General features: G+C 43.3%; 14 protein-coding genes. 5 read left to right on the top strand and 9 right to left on the bottom strand.

What is annotated here, in order from left to right:
- Positions 1-364: 364 nt before the first annotated feature.
- The 3 genes from F6K20_RS08390 to F6K20_RS08380 form a co-directional block, all read right to left on the bottom strand.
- Positions 365-1,228 carry a calcium-binding protein gene (locus F6K20_RS08390; RefSeq protein ID WP_287265702.1) on the bottom strand — a complete coding sequence of 288 codons (864 nt, stop codon included), beginning with the start codon at positions 1,226-1,228 and terminating at the stop codon, positions 365-367.
- A gap of 474 nt (positions 1,229-1,702) precedes the next feature.
- The gene (locus F6K20_RS08385; RefSeq protein ID WP_008181557.1) at positions 1,703-1,927 is read right to left on the bottom strand and encodes a hypothetical protein; all 225 of its coding nucleotides are present in this window, start codon (positions 1,925-1,927) and stop codon (positions 1,703-1,705) included.
- A 29-nt stretch (positions 1,928-1,956) separates the two neighbouring features.
- Positions 1,957-2,616: an ester cyclase gene (locus tag F6K20_RS08380; protein WP_008181559.1), complete on the bottom strand. Its 660-nt coding sequence runs from the start codon at positions 2,614-2,616 to the stop codon at positions 1,957-1,959.
- Positions 2,617-2,783: 167 nt separating this feature from the next.
- Between F6K20_RS08380 and F6K20_RS08375 the strand changes: the two genes are divergently transcribed.
- On the top strand, positions 2,784-3,338 hold the full coding sequence (locus F6K20_RS08375; protein WP_044492507.1) for an FAD-dependent oxidoreductase: 555 nt from the start codon (positions 2,784-2,786) through the stop codon (positions 3,336-3,338).
- Between the two features lie 143 nt (positions 3,339-3,481).
- On the opposite strand, the gene F6K20_RS08370 is transcribed toward F6K20_RS08375, so the two are convergent.
- Both F6K20_RS08370 and F6K20_RS08365 read right to left on the bottom strand, forming a co-directional pair.
- Positions 3,482-3,709: a PEP-CTERM sorting domain-containing protein gene (locus F6K20_RS08370; protein WP_008181562.1), complete on the bottom strand. Its 228-nt coding sequence runs from the start codon at positions 3,707-3,709 to the stop codon at positions 3,482-3,484.
- Between the two features lie 57 nt (positions 3,710-3,766).
- A complete protein-coding gene (locus F6K20_RS08365) occupies positions 3,767-5,206 on the bottom strand; it encodes an RNA-guided endonuclease InsQ/TnpB family protein (RefSeq protein ID WP_229414406.1) in 1,440 nt (479 codons plus the stop codon).
- 58 nt (positions 5,207-5,264) lie between these two features.
- Here F6K20_RS08365 and F6K20_RS08360 point away from each other — a divergent pair, with 58 nt between their 5' ends.
- Positions 5,265-5,462 carry a hypothetical protein gene (locus F6K20_RS08360; protein ID WP_008181567.1) on the top strand — a complete coding sequence of 66 codons (198 nt, stop codon included), beginning with the start codon at positions 5,265-5,267 and terminating at the stop codon, positions 5,460-5,462.
- A 101-nt stretch (positions 5,463-5,563) separates the two neighbouring features.
- Here the strand turns inward: F6K20_RS08360 and F6K20_RS08355 are convergent, their stop codons facing one another.
- Positions 5,564-5,911 carry a hypothetical protein gene (locus tag F6K20_RS08355; protein WP_071103047.1) on the bottom strand — a complete coding sequence of 116 codons (348 nt, stop codon included), beginning with the start codon at positions 5,909-5,911 and terminating at the stop codon, positions 5,564-5,566.
- A 552-nt stretch (positions 5,912-6,463) separates the two neighbouring features.
- Here F6K20_RS08355 and F6K20_RS08350 point away from each other — a divergent pair.
- The 3 genes from F6K20_RS08350 (at position 6,464) to F6K20_RS08340 (ending at position 8,730) form a co-directional block, all read left to right on the top strand.
- Entirely contained in the window at positions 6,464-7,246 is a 783-nt protein-coding gene (locus tag F6K20_RS08350; protein ID WP_008181571.1) for a DUF3598 family protein, read from the top strand.
- A 381-nt stretch (positions 7,247-7,627) separates the two neighbouring features.
- Entirely contained in the window at positions 7,628-8,359 is a 732-nt protein-coding gene (locus tag F6K20_RS08345) for a DUF3598 family protein (protein WP_008181574.1), read from the top strand.
- 161 nt (positions 8,360-8,520) lie between these two features.
- Positions 8,521-8,730 (top strand): hypothetical protein, encoded by a 210-nt coding sequence (locus F6K20_RS08340; protein WP_154659718.1) that lies wholly within the window; start codon positions 8,521-8,523, stop codon positions 8,728-8,730.
- Here F6K20_RS08340 and F6K20_RS08335 read toward each other — a convergent pair.
- The 3 genes from F6K20_RS08335 to F6K20_RS08325 form a co-directional block, all read right to left on the bottom strand.
- Positions 8,692-9,576 carry a hypothetical protein gene (locus F6K20_RS08335; RefSeq protein WP_008181576.1) on the bottom strand — a complete coding sequence of 295 codons (885 nt, stop codon included), beginning with the start codon at positions 9,574-9,576 and terminating at the stop codon, positions 8,692-8,694. The genes F6K20_RS08340 and F6K20_RS08335 overlap by 39 nt on opposite strands.
- A gap of 24 nt (positions 9,577-9,600) precedes the next feature.
- Positions 9,601-9,789 (bottom strand): hypothetical protein, encoded by a 189-nt coding sequence (locus F6K20_RS08330; protein ID WP_131826882.1) that lies wholly within the window; start codon positions 9,787-9,789, stop codon positions 9,601-9,603.
- A gap of 325 nt (positions 9,790-10,114) precedes the next feature.
- A partial coding sequence (locus F6K20_RS08325) for an ABC1 kinase family protein (RefSeq protein ID WP_287294406.1) occupies positions 10,115-11,609 on the bottom strand: 1,495 nt, incomplete at its 5' end.

The following is an 11,609-nucleotide window of genomic DNA, read 5'->3' as shown; positions in this document are numbered from 1 at the left end:
TTACAAGTAAATTAAACTTCTCTACATGGATGATTTGATCTAATTGACTGAAGGTTAATGTAAAAATCCTGATAAGCATGCAACATGTACTGACTTGCCTGTAGATTTAGAATTTTAGATCAGTGTAAATTTGCACTTTGGCTTATTAAGAAAAATGCGTGTTCGAGTACTCAGGTTGATGTAGGGTGGGCAGTGCACCAGAAAGATTCACCAAGCTGGCCATAGCCAAAGTAAGCACTGCCCACCAAACGATTAATCACAATGGTTCGAGATCTCAGTTTAACGGAGAGGAAGAAAAGGGGGAAACGGGCCAGATCAAGGAGATTTTAACTAGTCAGTTATTTCCGAGACGGTGTACTAGTCGTTATACAAATATCAGATCCCCTTGGTCATAGCCAGGAGAAACTATAGCAATAACATCAAAGCCCGAACCAGAATCGAGAGCGATAAAGTTGGAACCAAAGGTATAGTTGATGCCTTGCTTGAGTTGAATTTTATCCGTACCAGATTGGAAATCTGTAATTAGAGCGTAGTCATTGAGACCCGCAGGTCCTCCCCCCCCGACATAGTAAGGATTATTGCTATTTCCAATCGCAAATGTATCAGCACCAGCTCCTCCGGTTAAGGTATCAATTTCATTAACACCTGGATTGTTACTGCTGGGATTTACACCTACGATGGTATCATTACCTAAGCCCCCAGACAGAGAGTCGTTACCTACACCCCCAGACAGAGAGTCGTTACCTACACCGCCAATCAGGGTATCTTTACCAGCTCCGCCAATCAGGGTATCTTTACCAGCTCCGCCAAGCAGACTATCATCACCAGCTCCGCCAACCAGGCTATCTTCACCAGCCCCGCCAACCAGGCTATCATTGCCAGCATTCCCCCTGAGGGTGTCATCACCAGCTCCGCCCATCAGGGTATCTTTACCAGCTCCGCCAATCAGGGTATCTTTACCAGCTCCGCCAACCAGGCTATCATCACCAGCCCCGCCAACCAGGCTATCATTGCCAGCATTCCCCCTGAGGGTGTCATCACCAGCTCCGCCCATCAGGGTATCTTTACCAGCTCCGCCAATCAGGGTATCTTTACCAGCTCCGCCAACCAGGCTATCATCACCAGCCCCGCCAACCAGGCTATCATTGCCAGCATTCCCCCTGAGGGTGTCATCACCAGCCCCGCCCATCAAGGTATCGTTACCTGGACCGCCTATTAATACAACCATGAAACTTACTCCTGAATTTTCAGAGAGAGATGGTAAGTAGGTATCTATAAATAGTTACATACCTCTATGTCGAGAATTATACAAGAAGCCTACTATTTTTTTTTCGTAAAAGTTAATTTTATTTACAAAACCTCCTAAGAGAGGGACTTTCAGCCTCCAAAAGAAGTCCTCAAACCTGCTTCAAGACTTCTTTTTTGCCAGTGTACAGCAATCACAGACCTGAATAGATGGGGTAATCAGGTAATGGGGTGATCGGGTGATGGGGGATAATCTACCTAACCTGATTTCCATATAACTGAGATCTTGCACCAGTACAAAAAAACTTAATAACGGAAGTGATAACAATCAATTTCAGCACTGAAATAGTCAAATCTTATCACTGTTCCAAGATCCGCTGTTCCCTGTTCCCTAACTTGACAGGTAAATTTTAAACTTGGTGCAAGATCTGAGTATAAGCGATTAGCCCTAAGCAGGCTAGGCTTCGGGAACCCTTGAGGCAACAATGGGGGATACAGGCTTTGAGCAACTACGGTAGATTAAGGCTTCCAGGGTTACGTCGAACTCAGGTGAGATTTTATCGAATTGAAAGTCTGGGAAAAAGCCCTTGGCCAAAGCCCACGCTACGCCCATAAGCTGAAAGCTGAAAGCTGTTCGCACCTCAAGCAGCGTGGCCACAGGCCAAGGGTGGGCGTAGCGCATTAGCTGAATGCTTACGAATTATTTAAATTTTAAGAGTGGAAGGGACAGCCTGATGTTAATTGCTTGAGAAACAAACTGTTATCGAAGAAATGCTCCAAGGAGACAATCTTCAAGTCTTCAGTAACCCGAGCAATACTGATGCCAAAAACTTCTATAGTTTCTCCTGTGGGTTCATGGCCTTTAAAGGAACCGCTAAACGTCCCCCAATGCCGCCACTTAAAGGTGACATTAGGAGGTGCGGAAAGCACTTCCATCAGTTCCCAGAGAAAGCCATTAGGAAAAGCCTTATGGAAAATTTCTATGGATGATTCAAAGGTTTCTTCTGTGGAGCGATAGTGTTCCGTATCCCCAAGAAATACGTTGTATGTTCCGATATCAGCAACAGTCTGGGCATTGTACTTTGGTCCACCGTTAGTGCTCATCCGAAACTGGTCGGCAACAATAGACAACCACTGTTCAGGATTAGCTTTATAGGAGGCTTCCATCTCGAAGGTTCTGACTAAGTTTTGAGCGATCGCTTCCAAAGACCCCTCTGGATGATTAAATTTACTCCCTTTCTTAAGAAATTGATTAGTTTGGGCATAATCAGGGCGTTTGCCCTCTCGCCATTCAACCCCAGCATCATTGGCGATAACTGTATCTCTTTGCTGCACCCAAAGAGGCAATCCTGTGGACTGACTATTACTCATTGAAGTATCTCAGTTCAATTGATTAGAATTCCTCAACAATTTTGCTAAATTGTCTTCTTGTTACCATGGCAAGTACATAAAAATTAAACTATTTGAGAGGATTGTAATAGTACACAATAAAATGAAATATTAAAATAATCAAATAATGCAATAATCACTACAAACTAATGACTACTAGAGGTCTTAATCGCCGTAAATTCCTGGGTCGGATGGCTCAGTCTGCCCTAGCCACCCTCGTGGTAGGACGAGCATCTAAACAGATTGCTGCATCTGCTTCGATTAAGCCCACCTCAGTAGTGGTGATCGGTGCTGGTCTTTCCGGTTTATATAGCGCGTTGCTATTAGAGGCAAAGGGGATTTCGGTAACGGTATTGGAAGCACGCGATCGCATTGGTGGTCGTGTCAAGGCTGAACTGAAGCGAATTCGCCCTGCTACTGAAAGTAATGTGGAGATAGCCCGTGTGGTTTCCTGGGGTAGTGATCCTTATGCTCAGGGAGCTTATGCTCACTTTGCCCCCGGACAAATTCGCGGATTTCAGGACAAGATGGCTAAACCCTGGAATCGAATTCACTTTGCTGGGGAACATACTGCGATCGCATCTCCTGGAATGGAATCAGCGTTGGAATCAGGGGAGCGAGTTGCTGGAGCGATGCAGCGCGGTCTTGGGGGTTTCCCCCATGAGCGACTGCATCAAGAAGAGATTTTGGCTCGTGTTGTCTGAAAAAGTAAAAAGGGCAAAGAGGGGGTGGTGCGTTACGGGGCTCGGTTTTTTAACACTGGGAACCGATAAAATCAGGCCGATCCCGCCCCTAACACACCCTACGCCACTTGCTAATTGATGAAATAATTGACAACTATTGAGCGTTAACCGTCAACGGTAATTTTTTGTCGTTTGCTAATAATCAAAAGTGCGATCGCACTGATCAAAATCAACATCCATACCTCTGGTTCAGGAACACCGGAAACAGTAAAGGGATTAGACGGCTGATTCAACTGTTCTTCCCCAGTTTCCACCTCTCGGTCAAAGCGATCGCTCGACGCTTCTGCTTCTTTGAGCATCCTTCGTTGCTCATCATTCACCAGCACAATCATGGATGAATAGGGACTGACAATGTCTTGACATCTCCCCCGGTTGAAACACGGGGGATTCTATGAGGTTGTGAAGTCGCAGCGGTTTTCCCGTGCGACTATCGCCGTTCGCGCAGCGTGGCCTACGGCCAAAGGCGACGCTTCGCGAACACAGCTCATTCGGTATGATTTTTTAAGATACTTAAAAATGTCATAACGATGTGGGAGTGTCAAAGCTCCCCTACCCATCTTGGTTAGATCGAGACCTAACTGTTTGGCTACTTTCCTAGTAATATTTCCTGCGCCGTTGCAGTCTGCGTTAACTAGGTATCCTTTTGCAGTCTTGTAGAGTCCACGTCTTACTCTTTTTCCCGAAGGTTGCCATCCACTGGGTTTTTCACCGTGCTTAGGTAATGGATCTTCGTCTAAGTACGACGCCTTACTCGTATAAGACTCTTCGGTTACTGTCAACTTAATGCCATATTCAGGGCACATTTGTTTCAGTCTTTGAATCAACCTCTTCGTGGGGATTGCCACAAAGTTTTGATTACCTCTGCGACCCATATTGATCGAATCTTTTTGCCGCTCATTCCATCCAATCACAATATTTCCAATGCGATCGCTGAGGCAGCGGTTAATAATAAAGCGAGCGGTTTTGTTGACTGCATCCCGCATTTGGTTATTTCGTTTCCGCTGCACCCGATCAAGCTTGCTATCCCAATAGAACTCAGGTTTTCCTGTTTTATACTTTGCGACCAGGCGAGCATAACCCTGGTTCATTGACTTCAGCTTTCGACCGTCAATGATTAAACTCTTCCCATGAGTTGAGACGCCGGTTAGCCAATTATCCCCACCATGATCGAAGCTCCATGCTTGAGAATAATCAAGATTTGGGTTGTTTTCTACTGGTTGCTTCTCATCGTCTATAACCCAATTGATCCATAGCTGCCCTAAATATGGTCGAACGGTTACCTCTTTAACCCAATCTGGGTCAACAAAGGCTGGTGGATCTAAGACTACGTCACAAATTAATTCGGGTTTAGATTCTTTGCTAACCGATGGGTAGAACAAGCCTTGTTTGTAGGTAAGAGCCTGTCTAGGAAAAGTAACAGCAGCCAATCCTCCTTTTTTGCGATACCTAGGAAGCCTTGGCCTATCAACTTCTCCTTTGTAGTATTTACTAACTAATTGGTTGTAACCAGTTAAAGACTCTCCCACTGACTTTAAGGTCTGTTGAGCTGACTGAGCAGCCATAGCCTTATAGTGTGGACTCATCTTGAGAGCTTTGTCTAATTCAGGATATCTTACCGCACATTTATAAGTCTTCCAGCCAAACTTGAGGGTGTCGTCACGCCAATAAGTGTTGTAGGCTTCAGGTTGTTCGCGCAACCAATCATAATGCTTGTTTTTTACATAATAAATAGCGCAATTTATTAAGCTGTTTGCTTGTCGGCATTGAAACAACCAAAAACCTTTCTCTTCATCTGAAAAAGTCGCCTTTACTGGAATCGTCCTATATATATGACATCAACTCCTTGTCTTGCTAGATTATTATTAGTATACTTTAGGGTTCTAGACAATGTCAAGTACTGAAGATCGAAAAACTAAAAAACGAATGAGAGGAATACCAGTCTATTACGATGAACTAAAAAAGCAGCACGGCGTCTTTTTGACCGATACCGCCTGGAAGTGGTTACAGCTTTCAGCCAAAGACTCTGGAAGTAGTGTGGGGGAGTTTCTTGAGCGCTGGATCAGGAGTGAGATAGACAAAGCTTAAGAGGGACACGGCGGGGTGAACCCCGTCGCGTCCGTTTCATCCCCGGTCATTAGACACAGGGTTCTCACGTTCCCGGATGTTTTGATAGCCATCCGCCACACTTACCACCGATGACCCCAAGGCTTCTTGAGTAAATTGAGTTGTGGGATATACACCAACCACCTGAATGCGATCGCACTAATCCCAGACCCTAACATTAGCAACAGTGGATAGAGTCTTAAGGTGGGAGTTGCTGACACATTTACAATTAAGCGATCGCGCCATAGCTGTACCAAACAAGCCATGAGCACAACACCGATTAGCATCAGATTTAGCAGTGATGCGTACTTAAATGACTCAAATAGCCATTGCAGTGCCCAGATATTCCCCAAAAGCCAAGCCACTACCAGCACGATGGTGCTGGCGAGGTTTTGACCTCTGGGGGGATCTGAATTCATCCCAGCTGTCATAACAAGTTTCTCCTTCAGAGAAATAAAGTGTGCTAAAAAGGACTATCTATCGGGAGCTATCACTTATGCAGAGCATTTATAAAAAAGCTATAGCCCTCTCATGGGTTTTAGCTTGCTGTGATCGTACATATAGCGTTTATAGGATTTATGAGGTACGCTTCTCAACCTCATGGCATAGAGAATTGCTATAGTTCATAGGTTCTAAAAATTTGACCTGATCCCTATCTACCTGATCGAACACAGTTATTTATTGGTAATTTGTAGTTAGTAATTGCTTATTTGGAATTGCTAATTATTAATTGGTAAAGGTTCCCACAATTATCCATAACTCTTTTATAATTACCGTTTACCCTACGCTAATTTCTCCAGAGTTAAGCCAGTAGCCCTTCAAATTACCAACCATTATAGAAGCAATTTAATAAAACAGTATAAAAACCGGATATCTAGGGATCCTAAATAAATTGTGATAATTTTTGCTCCCAGATCCGCTGTTCCCAGATCCGCTGTTCCCTGTTCCCTTTTGTTTTTGTAACAATACTTTACACAATAGCTATGAATCAGACATTTGAACAGTTAAAGCAGCATAACTGGACTAATTTTATGACCCATCATTTACATAATTGGTATGGGTCTTGGACAATTTATTCCCCTGAAGGTGAAGTGATGGAATCCTTTGTCGGTAGTCGATGCTCTATTAGTGATTCTGAACAAACTCACATTAACCAAACTAACGTATATATGTATGACAATGGAACTGAAGAGGAGAAGGTTTACCAGAATACTCCCAATAGTTTAATCAATGGTTTAGCTGAACAAACCGATCAAGCATCCTTTATGTATATGTTTGATCAAGGCTCGGCTATTTGGACGGTAAATCGATTTGAACCAGGAGAGTTATTTGCAGTAGAGTTCTGGTTTAGATATCAAGAATTACGTCATAGTCTGCTAGTAATGTATAACTCAGATGGGGAATTAACTAAAACAGTCAGTGTCCGAGAGGAGGATTTGCAAAAGCCCTGTGATCATTGGACACTTAACCCATATTTAATCCCCGATCGAGATATCCTTAATGGGGAAGAAGGATTAGCAATTACCCTTACCCCAGTCACTCAACTATCTCAGCCAACACCAACTCATTTAGCTTGGGAATATCCAGACTATCAAACCTTTTATTATCCAGATGGGATATCATTAAGTTATCCCCCCAAACTAAAACCAGAAATGTCTTTCGTTGTGATTGGAGATTGGCAAGTTAATCCTAATATTAGACAACAACTGCTAGTTGACTATAATTCATCCGGTGAGTTATCCGGTTTAACCTTAAAGAGTAATTAATCAGAGATGGGGAGATGGGGCATAGTTTGATTAAGGGTAATTATACAGACATTACCTAACACATTAATAATGTAACATATAAAAACCTATACTACCGATTTTTGGTGTTAAAGTCGAATATAAAATAAGTAAAATAACAGTTTTGATTGATAGCCAAAATTAAACTATATAACAACTATATAAGTAGTGATGATACAGCCTTTATTATAGATATGAGGTACACATAATTTTTTCAGTCTTGCTTCTTACCTTTTGCCTCTTGCCTCTTGCCTCTTGCCTCTTGCCTCTTGCCTGCTCCCTGCTCCCTGCTCCCTACTCCCTAAAAACCATAAATTTGTACCTCAACCAATTTCAAACTGCTATATATAACAGAATAAACCTATGGATCGAAAACTCCAAAATTGGAAGAAGTTCTGTCGATATTATTCAGGAGACTTCTATGGGATTTGGACTAGATACTCAACCACAGGAGACGTCATAGAATCTTGGCGCTGTATTAGAAGCTTTCGTCCCACAGCAGATTGTCGTGAAATACATCACCAAAATCACTATACTTATGCTAATGGCAAGACGGAGACAAAAACCTTTAAACCCTACAAGCAACCTATCACAACCGGCTTGTTTTTAGACAATGGCTTTTCCTGGGGTTCAACCACAGTAAAATCCGGCTCCACGTTTTTTTCCGATATATGTTTAAGATATGAAAATAGTCGTGCTACTGCGATTGCCAAATACGATGAAAGTGGCAGCTTAAAACGCTTTACTGTCTTTCCGGAACACCTAGGACATTTCGTGAATGTGCCTGCTCTACCTCCCGCCCATGAAATTAGTAGCGACTGGCAAGGAACAGTGCAAACAATAACCCCGGACTGGCAAATTTCAGGCCCAGTAGTAACCTCATGGCAACCGTTAGACGATTTAGCTGAAGATTACCTGAGGTTACACTTTACCAACCGTATTGCAATCAGTTGTCCGGCACAGGTAGAGAGTGGAAAAGCGTTTTTTGTGGCAGTGGATTGGCTGGTTAACCAGACTTTATTGCAACGAGGCACTCGCCACTATGATCGATCGGGCTTTACCAGTTTTACCGTAGAAGTATTTACGATTCAGTAATATCATGTCCGGTTGAATACTTATACTTTGGGGAAAGCAAGGCAGAGGGCAGAAGGCACCCACCCCTAACCCCTCCCAGGAGGGGTTAGGCAGAAGTAAAGGAGTAAGGTTTCAAGGATAATGGTGTTTTATAAATAATTATCCGAACATGATATAAAACTATGATAAAAGATATATTTAAAGATACTCTTAAGCTCCCAAAACTACTTCTTACCGATTACCGATTACCGATTACCGATTACCGATTACCGATTCCCGATTACCGATTCCCGATTCCCGATTCCCGATTCCCGATTCCCGATTCCCGATTTAACACTAATGAACTAGTTAAGTCAGCCCGGTACTCTAACTTCATAGTTTACGGTTCCTAGCCAGGACATCCCAGGTATTTGGTATGGCTTAAATAGTAAACCATCTAAGTTGCCATACTTGACTATATGCTTGATAAAATGTTGAGAACCTTTAAAAATATCAACACTATTAGGTATAGAGTTATCTTCTGAACCTAAATTTAGAGGTAATTTAGCTAAATCCTTGATAGACTTTAACGACTCATAGGCTGAAGAAAACTGGATATAAGTAGAAATAGCGCTACGCATTTTTGAATCAAGTCCAGCTGGATTCTTAAGTTTATCTTCTTGAATAACTGCGCCAAAACGCTTTTTAATAAACGTCCTAACATTTTCTGAGTAGGACTTAGAATTATACTGATAAATCGCCTGAGTAATGGAAGATTGCTTACGAGAGTTAATCATTTCTCCTACTACGTAAGCTGCAATATCCGCAGTATAATCAGAATCTCTGGCTAACCTATCCAAAGCTTCCTCGACACTGTTAACATCTATGTTGTCATTGGGGTCTCGATAGGCCACAATCGCCGAACCAATATCTCCAGCCCATGAGGTATGGTCACCAGTCCAGCTAGTAAAATCTGACCATTGGAATCCAGGCTGATCAATTTGATCAGAAAGGGAACCGATAAAATGACCAAAGTCGGTAATTTCACCACTTAATACCAATTCATTGATATTGAGTTTTCCTTCAAATTCATCTCGAATATACTCTTGGTGATACCCCGTAGCTGTACTCCATAATCTACTAGTATATGCCTTCTTAGTGTACCCACGCAAATGATTAACAATTTCATAAGCCGATTTACCAGGGTTATCACGTTCAATTTTCTCGATGAATTCCAATGCTTCTTGTAGTTTAGACATAGGTTTAAACTAGATTAATCCCTCTTAGTCATACTGTAACCTACGTCTTGAATTTGTTAGATTCCGGATTTGTTGGGCAGATTTAGGTTGAATGGTTGTTCGCGTAGCGTGGCCGTTCGCGTAGCGTGGCCAAAAGGCCAAAAGGCCAAGGTTGTTTGGTTGTTCGCGTAGCGTGGCCGTTCGCGTAGCGTGGCCAAAAGGCCAAAAGGCCAAGGTTGTTTGGTTGAACGCGATGGACAAAGTCCCGCTTTCAGCGATCGCGTGGCCTTTTGGCCAAGGTTGTCAGGTTGTTTGGTTGTCAGGTTGAAGGTTGGATGGTTGAAAGTTTGGAAGTTTAATAACCTGTAACCTGTAACCTGTAACCTGTAACCTGTAACCTGTAACCTGTAAGCTTCAACTGCGTCACCTGTAACCTGTAACCTTCAACCTTCAACCTTCAACCTTCAACCTCTAACCTTCAACCTTCAACCTTCAACCTTCAACCTCTAACCTTCAACCTTCAACCTCTAACCGCATTTCCAAATAAAATTTCTATAATCTATCGCATCGCAGCAGCAGGGGGCAAAACTAAGTTAGGGTTTGAGCCCTGGCCATGACCGTTAGCGGTGCCATTGTCAGGATTATCCTGGAGTAAAGCATCCCGAATCATCCGAGCAATTACTCGCTGTGCTAAACCACCAGCAATTTTTTGTCCCATTTCCTGGGTCTCCTGTTTGATCAACATTTGAGGAATAACTGGCAACAATTGCATTAGGTCAAAACCAGGAGTGTCTTGTAAAATTTTCCAAATCCGCTGGATATTCTCAGTAGTTTCGGGTTGATCTTCTGGCTTCTTGTCTTGATTATCTTTATTATTTATTTCTAAGCCTAGACGTTCCTGCAAGGCATAACTGACGTTATCCAATGTCCGTCTTCCAAAGCTATCGATCGCCTTGACAATTTCATTGACCAACTGCTCCCGGATGAAAGCTCCTCGATCTGAAAAAATAAAGTCTAGGGTCTGATCTAAGACTTGGTTGATATCATAATCTGGAGAATTTCCAGCATTGCGCAACAGGTTTTCCAGACGGTTCCAACGGAAACCGCCATCCTTAAACAGTAAATCCTTCAAGGATGCCCGTAATTCCGGTGATGGATCTGTCAATAAGCGCTTGGCTACATAAGGATAGGCTTTACTGAGTACTTTGAAATCTGGCTCAACATTCATGGCAATCCCTTCTAAGGTGACTAGGGAGCGAATAATCAGGGCGTAGTAAGCGGGTACCCGGAAGGGATACTCATACATCAAAGCTGATAACTGGTCAGTGATACTCTTAAAGTTGAGTTCTGCCACACTGGCTCCCAAGGCGTTGTTAAAAACCTTGCCTAGGGCAGGAATAATCGGTGTCAGGTCTGTATCTGGGGTGAGAAACTCCAGCTTCACGTAGTCCTTCGCCAAACCAGGGAAGTCACGATTGACCAGATGGACAACAGCTTCAATCAAACCATAGCGCTGATACTTCTTGACTTGGCTCATCATCCCAAAGTCAATATAAGCCAGCTTGCCGTCAGAAGTGGCTAACAGGTTTCCAGGGTGAGGGTCAGCGTGAAAGAATCCGTATTCCAGTAGCTGTCGCAAGGAACAGTTTACCCCAACTTCAATCAAGTGCTTGGCATCAATGCCTTTAGCCTTGATTGTCTCCATATCCGTCAGCTTACTACCCGTTACCCATTCCATAGTCAGGACACGACGCCCGGTGTAGTCCCAGTAAATTCGGGGAACATAAATTTCCGGTAGTTTGCCGTAAAGCTTGGCAAAGCGTTCAGCATTGCGCCCTTCATGCTGATAGTCCATCTCTTCAAAGATCCGGGCACCAAACTCATCCATGATGGCAACCAAGTCACTGCGCACCCGCTTGACATTGCTTTGTACCCACTGTGCCAGACGGCGTATAATGTATAGATCGAGGGTAATTTTATGTGCCAATCCTGGTCGCTGTACCTTGACCGCAACAGTTTCCCCAGTTTTGAGTTTGCCATTATACACCTGCCCA

The sequence above is a fragment of the Moorena sp. SIO2C4 genome (genome assembly GCF_010672485.1).
Lineage (GTDB): Bacteria > Cyanobacteriota > Cyanobacteriia > Cyanobacteriales > Coleofasciculaceae > Moorena > Moorena producens.
Note: the sequence above shows the minus strand (reverse complement) of the source record. Positions and strands in the feature narration are given on the sequence as shown.